General features: G+C 50.4%; 12 protein-coding genes. 7 read left to right on the forward strand and 5 right to left on the reverse strand.

Features of this window, described 5'->3' with window-relative positions; translation table 11 throughout:
* Window positions 1–157 precede the first annotated feature (157 nt).
* Entirely contained in the window at window positions 158–3,982 is a 3,825-nt protein-coding gene (locus G0034_RS19735) for an RNA-directed DNA polymerase (RefSeq protein ID WP_232952274.1), read from the forward strand.
* A gap of 292 nt (window positions 3,983–4,274) precedes the next feature.
* On the opposite strand, the gene G0034_RS19740 is transcribed toward G0034_RS19735, so the two are convergent.
* Window positions 4,275–5,582, reverse strand: a complete 1,308-nt coding sequence (locus G0034_RS19740) for a tyrosine-type recombinase/integrase (RefSeq protein ID WP_023331342.1) — start codon at window positions 5,580–5,582, stop codon at window positions 4,275–4,277.
* Window positions 5,583–6,143: 561 nt separating this feature from the next.
* On the opposite strand from G0034_RS19740, the gene G0034_RS19745 reads away from it, so the two are divergent.
* On the forward strand, window positions 6,144–7,313 hold the full coding sequence (locus tag G0034_RS19745) for a coiled-coil domain-containing protein (RefSeq protein ID WP_023331343.1): 1,170 nt from the start codon (window positions 6,144–6,146) through the stop codon (window positions 7,311–7,313).
* On the opposite strand, the gene G0034_RS19750 is transcribed toward G0034_RS19745, so the two are convergent.
* On the reverse strand, window positions 7,314–8,078 hold the full coding sequence (locus tag G0034_RS19750; protein ID WP_179121217.1) for a siderophore-interacting protein: 765 nt from the start codon (window positions 8,076–8,078) through the stop codon (window positions 7,314–7,316). It lies immediately after the preceding gene.
* A gap of 147 nt (window positions 8,079–8,225) precedes the next feature.
* Between G0034_RS19750 and G0034_RS19755 the strand changes: the two genes are divergently transcribed.
* A complete protein-coding gene (locus G0034_RS19755) occupies window positions 8,226–8,720 on the forward strand; it encodes a PadR family transcriptional regulator (RefSeq protein WP_179121218.1) in 495 nt (164 codons plus the stop codon).
* Here G0034_RS19755 and G0034_RS19760 read toward each other — a convergent pair.
* Together G0034_RS19760 and G0034_RS19765 are read right to left on the reverse strand one after the other, a co-directional pair.
* On the reverse strand, window positions 8,717–10,276 hold the full coding sequence (locus G0034_RS19760) for a methyl-accepting chemotaxis protein (RefSeq protein ID WP_179121219.1): 1,560 nt from the start codon (window positions 10,274–10,276) through the stop codon (window positions 8,717–8,719). The two genes, G0034_RS19755 and G0034_RS19760, sit on opposite strands and share 4 nt — an antisense overlap.
* Before the next feature lie 336 nt (window positions 10,277–10,612).
* On the reverse strand, window positions 10,613–12,133 hold the full coding sequence (locus G0034_RS19765) for a methyl-accepting chemotaxis protein (protein ID WP_045134803.1): 1,521 nt from the start codon (window positions 12,131–12,133) through the stop codon (window positions 10,613–10,615).
* Between the two features lie 435 nt (window positions 12,134–12,568).
* Here G0034_RS19765 and ygjG point away from each other — a divergent pair, with 435 nt between their 5' ends.
* Window positions 12,569–13,948, forward strand: coding sequence for a putrescine aminotransferase (ygjG, locus tag G0034_RS19770; protein WP_023337828.1), 1,380 nt, complete (start codon window positions 12,569–12,571; stop codon window positions 13,946–13,948).
* Window positions 13,949–14,020: 72 nt separating this feature from the next.
* Here ygjG and G0034_RS19775 read toward each other — a convergent pair whose 3' ends face one another.
* A complete protein-coding gene (locus tag G0034_RS19775) occupies window positions 14,021–14,623 on the reverse strand; it encodes a helix-turn-helix domain-containing protein (protein ID WP_014885304.1) in 603 nt (200 codons plus the stop codon).
* A gap of 42 nt (window positions 14,624–14,665) precedes the next feature.
* Between G0034_RS19775 and G0034_RS19780 the strand changes: the two genes are divergently transcribed.
* The 3 genes from G0034_RS19780 to G0034_RS19790 all read left to right on the forward strand — a co-directional run bounded on the left by G0034_RS19780 (window position 14,666) and on the right by G0034_RS19790 (window position 17,335).
* Window positions 14,666–15,352 (forward strand): B3/B4 domain-containing protein, encoded by a 687-nt coding sequence (locus G0034_RS19780; protein ID WP_023331348.1) that lies wholly within the window; start codon window positions 14,666–14,668, stop codon window positions 15,350–15,352.
* Between the two features lie 12 nt (window positions 15,353–15,364).
* Entirely contained in the window at window positions 15,365–16,213 is an 849-nt protein-coding gene (locus G0034_RS19785) for a dihydrodipicolinate synthase family protein (protein WP_069602403.1), read from the forward strand.
* A 150-nt stretch (window positions 16,214–16,363) separates the two neighbouring features.
* Complete coding sequence (locus G0034_RS19790) at window positions 16,364–17,335, forward strand: WaaS/CpsH family glycosyltransferase (RefSeq protein ID WP_045134799.1); 972 nt, start codon at window positions 16,364–16,366, stop codon at window positions 17,333–17,335.
* Window positions 17,336–17,371: the final 36 nt, after the last annotated feature.

The raw sequence follows: 17,371 nt of genomic DNA on the forward strand, positions 1-17,371 counted from the left end.
GCGACACCCAAAAAAATGGCATAAAAAAGTGGCAAGATTATACCCCATCAGGCATAAGATGCTTTGACTTATAACGCATCAGTTTGAAACACAATGGTGATGGGGGTCACAGGGGCTGACATGTACTTTTAAGATTAAAAAGCATTAACATCTACTTTTGAAGAAAACAGAAAAAAACAATCACAAACCTTTAAAAACAAAAACCATGCCAATTATTAATAAAAAGTATCAAGAGCTTCAGTTAACAGATGAGTACATTACCGATCCACTGCTCATGGCCCTAGCCTGGAAGAAAAGCCATCACTACATACGTACCACAAATTGGTATGCTGACAACTTTGAACTAGACCTGTCGGCTTTGGACCTAATGCAGCACTGTAAAGATTGGGTCAAAAGAATGCAGGACAAAAAAGAATTTAAATTTTCAGAGCTACAACTTGTTCCTGTACCAAAAGCCTGTAAATGGGAGTTTAAGACTGTCGAAAATAAGGTTCTATGGCAACCTTGTGATGAAAAAGAACTTACCCTACGCCCCCTTGCCCATATACCCATAGCTGAACAAACCATCATGACATTAGTCATGATGTGCCTAGCCAATACAATAGAAACCAAGCAAGGAAACCCAGACACCAGCTATGACATCGTCCACCAGAAAGGTATCGTCAATTACGGAAATAGACTTTATTGTCAGTATATTGACGATAAAGCAGAGCATAGCTTCGGTGCAACAGTGACATATAGTAAATATTTCACTGACTATCGGAAATTTTTAAACAGGCCTTATCATTTTGCGTCAAAAGCGCAAAGTGAAATTTCGCCGGACGAAGCCGTTTACATCATAGAACTAGATCTTGCGAAGTTTTTCGATTTAGTAAACAGGAAGACTCTAATTCAAAAGATAAAAAGCCATATCAGTGAGCCAATAAACAATAAAGAAAACCCTCTCATCAATCATTTATTTAAATGTTTTACAAACTGGGACTGGACTGCATCTAGTATAAAGAATTATGGCCTATGTAAGTCGGACGAAGTAAAAGAAATACCCAAAGGCATCCCTCAGGGATTAGTTGCCGCAGGATTTTTCTCAAATATTTATTTACTTGAATTAGATCTATTCCTGCAAAATAAAATCAACACAAACATCGCTGATAACATTAAACTTATTGATTACTGTCGATATGTCGATGATATGCGACTTGTGGTTAAGGTTAAAAAACAAAAAAATAATAATACCGAATTCATAAATGATGCAATAACTAATCTCCTTAACCATGAAATAGATAATCTTGGACTGATAATTAACCCTAAAAAAACAAAAATAGAGATTTTTAGAGGTAAATCAGCGGGCCTCTCACGCAGCCTAGAAAACATCCAGACCAAGTTAAGTGGTCCAATATCAATGGATAGCGCCAACGAACAACTTGGGCATCTTGAGTCATTATTAAGTCTAACAAAAACCGATTTTGAACCACCGAAAAATGGTAAATCAAATCGATTAGCTGAGATTGAAAAAGACCGTTTCGATGTCAGGGAGGATACCCTCAAGCGTTTTTCTGCAAATAAAATCAGTAAGATACTAAAAGAATTAAGACATTTCACCTCGCAGGATATAGATACTGATGGGGATGTTATTGCCGGGGAATGGGATTATCTGCAAGAACGTTTGGCACGGCGTTTTATTGTCTGTTGGAGCCATGACCCGTCACTGGCACTGCTACTCAAGAAAGGACTGGAACTTTTCCCAGATCCTAAGCTATTAGACCCTATACTTGAACAGCTTTGCACCCTCATTGAAAGCGATAATGAAAAACAAAGTGCTGTAGCTACTTATTGCCTTGCTGAAATATTTCGACATTCAGCAATGACTATTCATAAAAAAGATACCTATGCATTCCCTGCGCAAGCCAATGTGGATGGGTACTTTGAAAAAATACAACATTGTGCCGAGACATTCATTAATAAGCGCAGCGCCTCTGACAACGAAACTTGGAACCTGTTAATTAATCAGGCTAGTTTTCTGTTGCTTGTGCGTTTAGATAATACATTAGAAAAAAATGGCACTGATGCCAGGCATGATCTTATCTTAAAACTGGCATCAGGCTTTAGAACAATTACACTTCCCACTAAAATGGATAGCAAGACTATAGCCTCATGTATTTTGCTGGCTAGTCAATTAGTTAAAGATAACAAACCATTTATTCGCTCATGTGCTTCTTTGTGCGAAAGAATTTATGACAAAAAACACGTCATAAAATTGAAGAAAATAGTTAGCATAATATCACATCAAAACTTATCATTGTTTAAATTCTTAGTTTATCATTCACGACCTTTACAACAGAGGTGGCTAAACTCAGACTCCGTGAAAACAATAATTAATGAATGCCATATAGATATACAACCTTTGGCGACTTCTTTAGGCATGATAAAAAGTAGTCACTCATTACTTAGAATCATATCAAGACCTGATAACCCATTTTCCAATGAGATAATGGCATTAAAACTGATGCAAGCCCTTTTATTGGACAGGATTGTTTGCCTGGATAATAAAAAAGATTATCAAATAAGTGTAGCAAACACTAAAGTAACGTTTCATAACTACTCCAACCCTCCAACATCGAATGTCTTCGATGCAGGAATGGATGTGGATGCAAAATTATTCAAATCATCGGGATGGGTCGATTCTATTTTCACGGATGATGCAGACACTCAAATATTGTATAGAGTTGCCATGTGCATCCGATCAGTACTACTCGGCAAACAAGACTGGACAGATTTTGGTCAAGCAATTTCCCCCAAACAGGGTTATCGGGGTATTAAAACTAGTAGAGACAAACGTCAATTGGGGATGATGACAACACCTGAGTCCATTGCCGGTGAGAACTCTCAGGTTTCTGGTTGGCTTACCACACTCTTATCCAAGTTGCTTGCCTGGCCGGGAATTTCAGTGGGTGATAATGGATATCAATGGCCAGCAATTTTTACAGTAGATGCTGTCAGAAAACTAGTTGATGCTCGGCTGAGTAAGCTTAAGCAGGATTACTGCAAACTATCAGGAACTCCGGGACTTACAGAAAAAATACAGTTCGACTGGTCTGACTCGAAAAAAGCCCTAACAGTTGCTATGGTCCAGTCAAAACTGCCTGCAACGAAAGATTTTGCCAGCCATGGACTTCTTTTAAACTCCGCAAAATATAGAGTGATTCATCGCAGACATGTTGCTGAAGTGGCTGATTTAGTTGTAAAACACACGCTTGCACAAAAAACAACTCAACGAACTCATGGTGAAAAAATAGAGAACATTGATTTAATAGTATGGCCTGAGCTCGCTGTACATAGTGACGATTTGGATGTACTCATCGCCTTATCTAGAAAAACCAATGCAATCATATACTCGGGCCTGACATTTATTGAGCAACCTGGAATCAAAGGACCAAATAATTGTGCCGTTTGGATTGTCCCACCTAAAAGCAATAGCAGCCAGAAAGAAATGATAAGACTTCAAGGCAAGCATAATATGATGGAAGATGAGAAAGGCCGGGTTGAACCCTGGAGACCATACCAATTGATGCTTGAACTTGTTCACCCCCAATTCCCTGATAAAAAAGGATTTATTCTCACAGGCTCCATTTGTTATGACGCAACCGACATCGCACTAAGTGCAGATCTCAGGGATAAATCAAATGCTTATCTTGTGGCAGCATTAAACAGGGATGTTAATACATTCGATTCCATGGTTGAAGCACTGCATTATCATATGTACCAGCATGTTGTGCTCGTTAACTCAGGGGAATTCGGCGGATCTTACGCTAAAGCACCTTACAAGGAGCCGTTTAATCGTTTGATTGCTCATGTTCATGGCAATGATCAGGTAGCTATAAGTACGTTTGAAATGAACATGTTTGATTTCCGTCGTGATAATGTAGGAAAAAGTATGCAATCCGGGTTAGATAAAAAAACTGCTCCTGCAGGAATCACAATGTAATAAATATTAGATATTTTTATATTAGAGGTGAGGGGATGGCGTCACCTCTAATATTTTCGCTGATTGTATTTAGCATCAAATAATAAAGGTACAATTAATTTAAGTGACTATCATGAAAAAATTAGTTCCGCCATATCAAGTAACCCCGGCACAAATCTATCGTTCCGTTGCCAGTTCTACAGCCATTGAAACCGGAAAACCCGTGCAAGAAATTGAGCGACAGCTCAAACGTAACCGAACACTGGCGAAGAACGTCGGCCTCGCCAGCAAATCCAGAGATCCGATTAAGCCTCTATCTCTGCCCAAACAGGTTAACGACATTGTTTTCCTGCTGTTGCTGGTGGTTATTCACCCGAGACTCCCAGATCTCGAGAGCCTTACGCTTTTCAACTAGGTAATCGTAACGATCGTAGTGTTTAGAACTCACATCCTGTAGAGCATGGTTCTGAATGCGGTCACGCAGGTCTTTAGCAATACCCGCTTCGCCCATCAGGGTCTTACAGGTACGACGAATATCACGCGCAATAAAAAATGGGCTCAGCGCAAAGTGTTCCCGGTAATAGATGATGGCTTGTGCAAAGCTGTCTGTGCGCAAATGCTGCTCTGGCTTGGTTCGTTGCGGGAAGATGTAAGGACTCTGATTTAGATTTTCAGCTTTTAACCTTTCGAGTATCTCAAGAGCTGAGTCAGTCAAGGGCACCAGATGATCCCTTTTATTTTTCGACACACCCGCCACTACCAATAGCGTTTTCTCTTCCCAGTTAACAGCATCCCAACGGCTGGAAACCAGCTCATGAGGCCGCTGACCACCAGTGTAGACACACAAGTTGAGCAATTGGCTAATTAACGAACCTACCTTTGAAGCTTTAGGGAAATCCCCCATCAGCTGCTGCAACTCATCCAGCTTGAGCCAGTTTGTCCCTGCCTTCTCCGCTGAGGATTGTTTGGGTATGACGCCCACTGGATTCATCTGAAGACCAAACATCACATTCTGCTGATGGTTTGCCGGATCGTTGTCAGCTTTCAATCCATAGTTGAAGGCTGCCATCAGATAAGAGCGGACACGGTTTGCTTCAACCGAGGCACCTCGTTTAATAATGGCTGCCAGAATCTGTTTGATATGAGCAGGTGTAACGTCACGTGCTTTTGTTGCTTTAGGTATAAATGGGTAGGTTTCTTTTTCCAGCCGGTACAGAACCTGCTGCCAGGTACGTTTACCGTCTTCACGCATTTTGGTGGTGTACCCCAAAATGAGTTGCTCAATGCTGCCTTTGAGCTGGTCTTCATACTGTTGCTGTTCGGCAGTTAAAAGTTGTTCCGCGATTTCAGCCTTGGGTGCTTTTCCTTCTTTAAGAAGGCCCGCATGCTCTTTACATTGCTGCCTGGCCTGTGCCAGTGACAGCTCCGGGAACCGCCCTAGCAGAATGAACTGCCGTTTCCCTTGCCAAAAGTAGCGATAATAAAAAACTCTCTGGCCTGATGGCTCAACTTTCACCCCTAATCGCCCTGCCCCGCGTTCACCACTTTTGTCCCACTCATAATAGGCAGTTTTCTTCGGCTTTAAGCCGCTTATCAGCGAGACAGTTAAATTATCAGACATAGCCTTTTTCAGTCCTTCGGTGTTACGTTACCTGAACATTTACAGGTGACGTAGTGGGTGACGTAAGGAAGATACTGAAGGCCAAAACACAGCACAACATGAAACAACGAAAATGAATTAACACCATGTTATTAAACAAAATAAAATCATGGCGATGAAAAATGCACAAAGATGAAACGCGTTATTAATATGACTCATAATCGCTTGGTCTCTGGTTCAAGTCCAGCAGGGGCCACCAAATTTTAGCTTTAAATTCATATGATTAAGCCACTCGAATGAGTGGCTTTTTTGTTGGCTGAATGACGGGTGCCCCCTTGTTGTCCCCTGAGTTTTCCTCCTGGCATTCGCCAGGCTATATTCCTCCTCTGATTTTTTGCTGCACCCTGTGCAAGCACACACGGAATCAATCAAATGTAGTTCGTCCTGCCGCTCACCCTCACAAACCCTAAAAACTAAAGAAATCCCCCATCGCGCCGATCATCATCCGTGTGTATTATTTCCTGTAGCGTTGCCCACAACTACCCTTAACTCAAATACTTAAGCGCCAAAGCGAAAGGCATCATGAGCACACCGATCAAACGGCTAGAAATCATTAAAAATGCCATTGAACTGGAAGATGACGACATCATCCAGAGCCAGCTGACACGGCTGAAGAATGAAGCGTTTGACGATGAGCTACAGGCAATCGTCGTGGCGCTTGAGCAGAAGAATTACACCGCCGCCATCAGGGCCATTACCGCCTGGCTGCAGGGCCAGCGCGCCATCACCCCGTGGCGCGACCCGCAAGTGGCAGCCAGCAAGCTGGAGCTGAAGGCGCTGGAAGAGCGTCTGCGCGATCTCATCGATCGCCGCAACGCGCGGGTGCAGCAGCTTGATGAGTTCAACGATCTCTATTTCTCCCGTCTCGGCCCGCTGATGCAGCAGATCCTCGCCCTGCGTAAAACGCTGGCAGAGCTCAACCTGCGTCGTCAGCAGGCGGAAGCGCGTCGTCGCGAGGAAGATTACCGTCGCTGCCAGCGCTATATGGCGCAGGCGGTGGAGGTGCTGGCGACGCTCACCCAGCGCTGGCGCGATCTCCCGGCCGACTCCGTGCAGGCGGCTGAGGCGCGCAAGCATCTGGAGCAGCAAAGTAATTTGATTGCTAATTTGCTGGCCGAGGCGCTGGAGCTGGAGAGCGGCTTAACGCGCGAAGAGGAGCCTGCTCGCCAGGCGCGTGACGAAGCCAACGAAGAGTACGAGAAGTATCGCGAGCAACATCACGATGTCGAAATGCGGCTGCGCAAAGGGAAGCACCTCTCTGAAGAAGATCAGAACGAACTCAAGCGTCTCTGGCGGCAGGCGAGCAAACTCTGTCATCCGGACCTGGTGGCGGACGACCTGAAAGAGGAAGCCAACGCGATGATGGTGCAGCTCAACCAGGCCAAACAGCGTGGCGACGTCAAGGCTATTCGCTCGCTGGTCGCCCGCCTGCAGCAGGGCTTCGAGCCGCTGATGGCCAGCGACAGGCTGAACGATCTGGAACGTATCCGCAAAAAAATGGCGCAGGTACGCGAGCAAATCGACACCTTAGTGAACGAGCTGGCGGAGCTGGAGAAAGAAGAGTCCTGGCTGCTGGTGTCGTCGCTGAGCAATATGGAGGCGTACTTTGCTCAGCAGGAGAAAGCCCTGCACGAGGTTCGCGCCTCGCTCGAACACCAGGTGAACGAAGCGCAAATGGATTCAGCAGCCTGATTATTTAGCGTGCCAGTAGGCGCTGGCACGCACCAACTGTTGATCAATCGCGTCAGTGTCAAACTGACGGCTCAGGCTTTTTACTACCTTTCCTTCCCCGGTCAGCCAGATAAAGTACTCTTCCGCCGGAACGGTCAACGCCGCCAGACGATCCGCCACCGCCTGCTCGCTGTGGCCCACTACCCAGGTGATGTCGACGTCGCTCAGGTGCGCCAGATAGTCCTTATATGCGTCGTTCCCGACCGTTACTACCGCGTGAATTTCTGGGCGAACCGGCAGTTTAGCAAGACTCTCTAAGCGTCGACGTAGCGCAGGCATACCGGATTCATCACACACGTACAGTTGCCAGGCGTAATCTTCCGGCACCACCAGCGAACCGCGCGGCCCACCAATGGTCAACGTGTCCCCCGCTTTCGCCTCAACCGCCCAGTTGCTGGCAATGCCGCCGTCATGAATGAAGAAATCGAGCACCAGTTCATGGCGAGACTCATCATACAGCGGCGTATAGTCGCGCGTCTGCGGACGCACGCCGTCGCCCCAGTCGATGCCTTCATCAGTCACCACGGGCGGCACAAACACCGCCCCCGGTGCCGGGAAAAAGACTTTGGTGTGGTCGTCGAAGCCGCGGGAGCTAAACCCCTCCAGCGCCTCGCCACCTAATACAACGCGCTGGAAACCCGCGCTCACGCGTTCCACGCGGAGCACCGTCAGCTCGCGAAAACGCAGGTCATTACGAACACGCTGTGGGTAACGGCTAGATGCCATTTTTAGCCCCCTCTCTGATGAATACGATATATCTAAATTAATTTTTAAATGATAATGATTACTAATCAGTAAAAAAGCAAGATCTTTTAGATTGCATCTGAATATATCTTAGATATATTTTAGATATATCAAATTGAAGGAATTACTATGCGACACGAACATGATGGCGGCGGACGCCGACCGCGCTTTTTCGGCCACGGCGATCTGCGGCTGGTGATTCTGGATATCCTGACCCGCAATGCGAGCCACGGCTATGAGCTGATCAAAGAGATTGAGAACCTGACCCAGGGTAATTACACCCCGAGCCCTGGGGTGATCTACCCGACGCTGGATTATTTGCAGGATCAGACCTTTATCACCATTACGGAAGAAGAGAACGGCAGAAAGCGAATTGCGATTACCGTGACGGGCCAGCAGTGGCTGGATGAGAACCAGGAACAGCTTGAGCACATACAGGCACGCATCAAAGCGCGTTCTGTCGGCTTCCAGCTGCGCAAAAAACCGCAGATGAAGCGGGCGCTGGATAACTTTAAAGCGGTGTTAGACCTGAAGGTGAATCAGGGAGAGCTCAGCGACGCGCAGCTTAAGCAGATTATCGGCGTCATTGACCGCGCGGCGCTCGAGATCTCCCAGCTGGATTAAGCCGGAGCGTGTTCGCTCACGCGGAAGACGCGTACCAGCTCTTTCAGGTGCATCGCCTGTTCGTTAAGCGATGCCGCCGCGGCGACGGACTCCTCCACCAGCGCGGAGTTCTGCTGGGTGGTGGCATCAATCAGGCCAATCGCGCTGTTAATCTGCGAGATCCCTTCCGTCTGCTCATGGCTGGCCTGGCGGATCTCACGCAGGATGACGTCCATCTCTTCCACGTTGCCCACCATCCCGTTGATCAGCGCGCTCGCTTTTTCCACCAGGTTCATGCCGTCCTGGGTCTGACTGGTGGAGCTCTCAATCAGCTCACGGATTTCGCTGGCCGACGATGCGCTCTTCTGGGCAAGCTGGCGCACCTCACCGGCCACCACCGCAAAGCCACGACCGTGCTCACCGGCGCGCGCTGCTTCCACGGCCGCGTTCAGCGCCAGAATGTTGGTCTGGAAAGCAATGGCGTCGATCAGGTCGATAATGTCGGACATCCGGTTCGACGTCTCGTTAATCAGGCGCATTTTGCTGGTCACCTGCTTCATCATCTCACCGTTGTTTTTAACCACCGTGGCAGCATCTGCCGAGAGGTTGGTCGCTTCGCCAGTGTGCGAGGCGGTGTTTTTCACCGTCGCGGTGATCTGCTCCATCGAGGCTGCTGTCTGTTCAACGGAACTTGCCTGCTCTTCCGTGCGCGCGGCGAGATCCTGGTTACCCGCAACGATCTGCGCGGCTGCGCTGGAGATATTCTCCGAGCCGGTTTGCACCTGCTGCACAATGTCCAGCAGACGGTTTTTCATCTCCATCAACGCATGCAGCAGTAAGCCCGTTTCGTCTTTGCCGTGCGGCGTGATGCTGCCCGTCAGATCGCCCTCTGAAATGGCCTTCGCAAAATTCACCGCCTCGCCGAGCGGACGGGTGATAGCGCGCACGATAAACCAGCCGATCAGGCTGCCTGCCGCGACGCTAAAGAGGGTGATGAGGATCAGCAGCAGTCGGTTAGACCTGAAATCCCCTTCTACCTGCGCGCCTGCACTCTGCATCTCGCTGTTTTGAATGACAATCAGCTCCTTCACCTTCGCTTTATAAGCCTGCTGCACGGCAAGGGTGGTGGTCATCATCTCTTGAATGGCACCCGCACGATTGTTGTTCTGCACCGCCTGCAGGATGCGATAGCGCGAGTCCAGATACTGCTGGCGCACGCTGCGGATATCTGCCAGCACCTGCTGAGACTTTTCATCCTGCAACGCGTTGTTCAGCTCGCCCAGGATTACCGTGATGTGCTCGCTGATCTCTTTCAGGTGCTGCTGAGATTGCCCCGTGTAAGTGCCCTGCTCGTCCAGCAGCATCAGCTGTTGAGTGCTAATAAATTCCTGGAAGTTATCGATTAACTGGTTCGCTTTTACCGTGGTCGGATAATCACGGGTAATAATGGATTGCATCCCATTATTTGCCCGGTTCAGACTCAGCAGAGACAGGCTCGCGCTGATTGCCATCAGGACAATAAAGAACCCAAACGCCAGAAATAATTTCGTGCCGATCTTTACGTCATGTAAGAACATATTTACTCCATCGATGTGATTATTTCTCAGACGATCGCTGTTATCGGTAACGAATTCGCTAACTTTATGACTTTGATCGTTTTTTTATTTCATAACCATCACAATAGATAGGCAGAGACTATTAATTTCGTCTCATCGATCGTTACCAGACGACCAGAAGCGTGTTTTGCAAAACAGCATCATGGAAAACTGACTTAGGCAGGAATAAATAACTGAGGCACTTTTTTTAGTTATTTAATATTATATTAACAATAAAGCACATTAATAGTCACAAGCAGTCATAAAAAAGCCGTTTATTCCTTACGGAATAAACGGCTTTTCCGGAACTTTACTGACTCAATGGAGCACGGTTACCGCATCCTTCAGACGCCCGGCACGGTGTTTCACCATGGCAGAAATGTGTGCGCTCTCCTCGACCAGGTCGGCATTTTTCTGCGTGATGCTGTCCAGCTCGGCCACCGCACGGGTTAATTCTGAGAGCCCGGTGGCCTGCTCGGAGGTGGAGTGACTGATCTGAGCGATAAGCTGCGTCACGTTTTTCACCTGCTCGACAATGTCATCCATCGTGCGGCCAGCGGCGTGCACCTGCTCGGCGCCGGACTGCACTTTGCTGGCGCTGGCATCAATGAGTTTACGAATATCGTTAGCCGCACTGGCGCTGCGGCTGGCGAGATGGCGGACTTCGCCCGCGACCACGGCAAACCCTTTCCCCTGCTCACCCGCCCGTGCCGCTTCAACTGCCGCATTGAGCGCCAGGATATTGGTCTGGAAAGCGATGTCGTTTATCAGAGAGGTAATCGAGCCAATTCGCTGCGTGCTGTCGGCGATGTCATCCATGGTTTTGACCACGGTCTGCATCGCATTGCCGCCCTTCGTCGCCGCACTGCTCGCGGCAACGGAGAGTTTATCCACCTCGGCGGCAGTTTCAGAGTTGCTCTGCACGGACGCGGCCATCTGGTTCATCGTTGCGACGGTCTGCTGCACATTCGCTACCGTCTGACGCGTACGATCGTTCAGATCTTCATTACCCCGGGCCAGCCTGTCGCTGCCGTCACGCACGCTCACCACCTGGCTCGAGACGTCGTTGATCAACCAGCGGCACATCAGCCCAAGCTGGCCTATCGCGCGCAGGGTCAGTCCCAGCTCGTCACTGCGGTTCAAATGCTGCACGCTGTTGCGCTCCCCGGTAGCCACCCTCAGGGCCTGTCGCGCCACGTTTTCGACCGGACGCACAATCTGTTGCTCAAACAGCAGCGTCCCCAGCAGCATGACCACCGCAGCCGCAACGAGCGGCATCCACCCTGCGGAGGTGGCGATCAGCGTGGCGGCGAGGACGGCAAAAAGCACCGCCATTACGCTACGCACCCGCCAGCGCAGCGGCATGGCCGGCAGTTTACCCAGCCAGCCCTTTCCCACCACCAGTCCTTTATGAATACGTTTCTTACAGCTGCCGTCATTCAGCGCGCGGTAGAGCGGCTCCACGGTGGCTATCTCTTCCGCCGTGGCTTTGGTGCGGATCGACATATAGCCCGTCACCTTCCCGTGACGCACCATTGGCACCGCATTCGCGCGCACCCAGTAGTGGTCACCGTTTTTGCGCCGATTTTTGACAATCCCGCTCCACGGTTCCCCCTGTTGCAGGGTGTACCACATATCGGCAAAGGCGGCTTTTGGCATATCAGGGTGGCGCACCATATTGTGCGGCTGACCCGTCAGCTCATCAAGCGGGTAACCGCTCACCTGCACGAACGTGTCGTTGGCGTGGGTAATGTAGCTGTGGATGTCTGTGGTAGACATTAAGGTGGTGTCATCGTCCAGAGGATATTCATTCTGGGTGACATAGGTTGGAGAGGACATTGTGAGCATCCCTTGCAGGTTATTTGAATGTTAAATTTGTGGGTAATTGTTTTTTCGGCGGTAACCAATTTATCTTTAGTTGTTAAACTTGATGGAGATCGCAGATTTCACTTAAACCGCACTTTTTGTGAGAATTTATAATTCATTGATTTGAAATACTTTCTCTTGGAAATTACCTGCAAAGCATGACCTGTTAACGCCCGCTTAAGTGGCATGCATTGCACTCCTTTCGTGCAATTGCGCTTTTATGCCCCGTCCTGCACGTGCTGTGCCTTATCGCTAAATCCCGTTTCGGTTGTATCGGCATGATTAAATATTGTGCAACATTATTTTAACCTGGCGTTTATCCCGATTTTCGTTAAGTCCTCTGAAGTGGCGTAATCCCTGCAATACTTAAACCAGTATCATGTGATACGCGATCCCCGGGAGCATATTTTGAACAGGTTACCTTCCAGCGCCTCGGCTCTTGCCTGTACCGCGCACGCATTGAATCTCATAGAGAAGCAAACGCTTGATCATGAGGAGATGAAACAACTTAACCGAGAGGTCATCGATTACTTTAAAGAGCACGTCAATCCAGGATTTCTGGAGTATCGCAAATCTGTTACCGCCGGCGGGGATTACGGAGCCGTAGAGTGGCAAGCGGGAAGTCTGAACACGCTTGTCGACACCCAGGGACAGGAGTTTATCGATTGCCTTGGTGGTTTTGGTATCTTCAACGTGGGGCACCGTAATCCAGTTGTGGTTTCCGCCGTACAGAATCAACTTGCGAAACAACCTCTCCATAGCCAGGAACTGCTCGACCCGCTTCGCGCCATGCTCGCGAAAACGCTGGCGGCCTTAACGCCCGGCAAACTGAAATACAGCTTCTTTAGTAACAGCGGCACGGAATCGGTCGAAGCGGCGATTAAACTCGCCAAAGCGTACCAGTCGCCGCGTGGGAAATTCACCTTCATTGCCACCAGCGGCGCGTTCCACGGTAAATCCCTGGGCGCACTGTCGGCGACCGCTAAATCCACCTTCCGCAAGCCGTTTATGCCGCTGCTGCCGGGCTTCCGCCACGTGCCGTTCGGCGACATTAACGCCATGCGCACCGCGCTGAGTGAATGCCGTAAAACCGGCGATGACGTGGCGGCGGTGATCCTGGAGCCGATTCAGGGCGAAGGCGGCGTGATCCTGCCTCCGCAGGGCTATTTGCCTGCCGTGCGTCAGCTGTGCGATGAGTTTGGCGCCCTGCTGATCCTCGACGAAGTCCAGACCGGGATGGGACGCACCGGCAAGATGTTTGCCTGCGAGCACGAGAACGTTCAGCCAGACATTCTGTGTCTGGCGAAAGCGCTCGGCGGCGGCGTGATGCCGATTGGTGCTACGGTAGCCACCGAGGAGGTATTCTCGGTGCTGTTCGACAACCCGTTCCTGCATACCACGACCTTTGGCGGTAACCCGCTGGCCTGTGCGGCCGCGCTGGCGACCATCAACGTGCTGCTGGAACAAAACCTGCCTGCGCAGGCGGAGCAGAAAGGCGACATGCTGCTGGATGGCTTCCGCCAGCTGGGCCGGGAATATCCGGATCTGGTGCAGGATGCACGCGGCAGAGGGTTATTGATGGCGATTGAGTTTGTCGACAACGAAATCGGCTATAGCTTCGCGAGCGAGATGTTCCGCCAGCGGGTACTGGTGGCCGGAACGCTCAACAACTCGAAAACCATCCGTATTGAACCGCCGCTGACGCTGACGATTGAGCAGTGCGAGCAGGTGCTGAAAGCGGCACGTAAAGCGCTGGCAGCACTGCGTGTGAGCGTGGAAGAGGCGTAAAAAGCGCCGGGTGACGCTACGCTTACCCGGCCTAAGCAAGCCCGGTAAGCGTTAGCGCCACCGGGCAGTTTTTTACCGGTGAAACTCCGCCACCGTCATGGTGAAGCGAAGCACGGTATCGCCTTCGTTCCCATAGCCGTGCGCCATTTCTGTTTTGGCGACCGCCGACGCGCCAGCCTCAACCTGCGTCACCGTCTCGCCCACCGTCAGCGACAATACCCCCTCGTTCACGTGTAGCAGTTCACATGTGCCTGCCGGGTGCCCCGGTGAAGAGAAGTGTTCCCCCGGCTGCATCTCCCACTGCCACAGTTCAATCATGTCCGGGCCAGCGGTACCCGCCAGTAATCTGGCAGAACCGCCCTTTGCGCCCTGCCACAGAACCGGGATAGCCTGTTTTTCAATAACATGCACGACCGGTTCGCTGGAGACGTTAACAATATCCGCCACGGAAACGCCCAGCGCGGCAGCCAGTTTGCACAGGATAGCGATACTGGGATTGGCGGCCCCCTTTTCGATCTCCACCAGCATGCCTTTGCTGACGCTGGCGCGGCGGGATAGCTCATCCAGCGACAATTTTTTATCTTTACGCCAGTTGCGGATGCGGTTCGCCACGGCCAGGCTTACCTGGGCAACATCGGCCCCCTGCTCAGTCATTATATTGACTTTATCAGTCATTGGTCACTACCATGGTATAAAACAGTCAATACAGGATTATTTATGTCTCTCGTTACGCCGTCAATAGACCCGCGTCTTGCCGGGATTGCCCCGGGCTTTCGGGCGCTGAGCATTCTGGTTGAAGCCGCACAGATTACCCATCCAGAAGTTGCCCCCGCCGCGCTGACGCAGGCTTGCCAGCAGGTGTTGAATGATGATGTACCGTGGGCACAAGCGCATCTCGCTGCCTGGGATGAGGTATTTAAAAACTTTGGCGCGAAGCCAAAACGTACCCCCTGCTCGGCCTCCGCACTGCGAAAGCGGGTGCTTAAAGACGGTTCGCTACCTTCACTCGACCCGGTGGTGGACATCTATAATGCGGTCAGTATTCGCTACGCCATTCCGGTAGGGGGCGAGAATCTCGCGGCCTATTCCGGTGCGCCGCGCCTGACGCTGGCCGAGGGCAATGAACCCTTTGACACCCTGAAAGAGGGCCAGCCGGTGGTGGAATACCCGGATGCTGGCGAGGTCATCTGGCGCGACGATATGGGCGTCACCTGTCGTCGCTGGAACTGGCGACAAGGAATACGTACCCGTCTTGATAGCCAGGCGCAGACCATGTGGTTTATTCTCGAAAGTCTGCCAACGATGCCGTCAGGTGCGCTCGAAGAAGCGGGCGAGGAGCTGGTCAGCAATCTGCAACGATTAATGCCAGGCGCAACGGCTCAGGTTCAACTGCTGGAACTGTAAGAGGACAACACGATGTTTCACGGGTTAAGTGCGTTTCCGTTAACGCCCCTGAAAGAGGGGAAGTTTGACGAGCAGGCCTTTATCAACCTGCTTCGCCCCCTGGTCGACGCGGGGGTGGATTCGCTGGGTATTCTGGGTTCAACGGGCAGCTATGCCTACCTCACCGTTGAGGAGCGCACGCATATTACCCGCTGCGCGGTGGAACATGCCAATGGCATTCCGGTCATGGTCAGTATTGGCGCACTGAGACTGGATGACATTCTGCGTCTGGCTGAGCACGCGCAGAAGGCGGGAGCATCCAGCGTGCTGATGGCACCGGTGTCGTACCAGCGTTTGACGACGGACGAGGTATATTCGCTATATGAGACGGTAACTCGCCAGCTCTCCGTCCCGCTGTGCGTTTATGATAATCCCGCCACCACCGGGTTTGAGTTTAGCGACGAGCTGATGTTTGCCGTGGCGGCGCTGCCCAATATTGGCTCGGTGAAAATGGGCCACATGCCGGAGGATGTGTCGCGGGTGCGGGCGCGTCTTCCGAAGACGGTCACGCTGGGGATAAGCGGCGACTGGCGGGCAGCATCCGCCCTGCAGGCCGGGTTTGACGTCTGGTATTCCGTCGTCGGCGGGCTGTTCCCTCAGGCGGCACTGGCAATTGCGCACTCGAAAGACAGCATGGAATCAGAACGTCTGGAGCCACTGTGGGCGCTGTTCCGCCGTTACGGCAGCGTGCGGGTGATGGCAGCGGCAGCCGAGATGATGGGAAAAGTGGAGGCACCGGCGCTCCCCTTCCCACTGCAGGCGATTCAGGGTGAGCCGCGCGAGGCGCTTGCTGCGATCCTGGCGGACCTGAAGCTGGCCTGAAAAATGCCGGGTGGCGCTAGCGATTACCCGGCCTACAAAACTTCATCAATCTGTTGCGTCCCCGATCAAACGTGGAATCTCGCAATAATGATTCCTTTTCCAGTATGAGATATCATTTCCCGATAATCGGCCAGCCACCTCTGAGGGACCATGCGCTATTTTTTTCTGGAATGGGTCAATCCTTTCGAAATCATGATGCTTAATTCGCTTGCTCAGGATCATCCCGTTAAGCAAATTAATCGAATTATGCGACGTTATAAATCAATCAATGCCCTGTTACCAGGCAACGCATTAAAAAAATGGCATAAACGCACCCACTGTGCTGTGAAATTATCAGCAATCAAGCCCGATGATATTGCGATTTGCAATGGATACAGCGTCTTTCCATTCCTGGATTATGTCGCCAGTATGCCTTGTAAAAAAGTGCTGATTCTCCGCGACTCCGTTGAAGCCCTGACACGGAAACGACGTCACCTTGGGCAACTGGCTCAGGATCAAGATTACATCGAGACCGTTCGCCCGGTCTTTGATGCTATTTATAGCTTTGATCCCGCCGATTGCGAACGTTATAACCTGCGTGCGATTGAGCAGTTTTTGCCCTTTAGCTGGAAAGAAATCGAGCAGTTTCAAAAACAAAATCCAACTGAAAATAAAAGCTGTTTTTTTGTCGGTGGCTATGAACCCATTCGCGCAAATGTTGTGCGCACATTGACGCCGGTACTCGAAAATTGCGGCTACAAGACAGATTTCTACCTGCTGGATAAGTACGATAACCAGGGTAACTATCCCGATAATTGTCAAAATAAAAAACTGAGTTATCAGGAAAATATTGAAAAAGCCAAACGCTGCTCTGTCATGCTGGAAATAAACAAACCTGAGCAACAGGGATTAACTCTCCGCGCTCTGGAAGCCCTGATTCTGAATAAGAAGCTGATCACCACAAACGCGTCGATTAAAAACATGGCGCTTTACCATCCCGACCGTATTTTCATTTTTAACGGTGTAAATACCGAGAGTCTGGAAGCGTTTCTTCACAGCGACCTGCCTGAAAGAGATGAAAAACTCCTCAGACAATATTGTGCAGACAGCCTGCTCACAACGTTACAAAAGCATCATCCCTGATCGATGCTTGCCCGGCAGACCGGTCTACCGGGCAAA

This window comes from Enterobacter sp. T2 (assembly GCF_010692925.1).
GTDB classification, from domain to species: Bacteria; Pseudomonadota; Gammaproteobacteria; order Enterobacterales; family Enterobacteriaceae; genus Enterobacter; species Enterobacter kobei.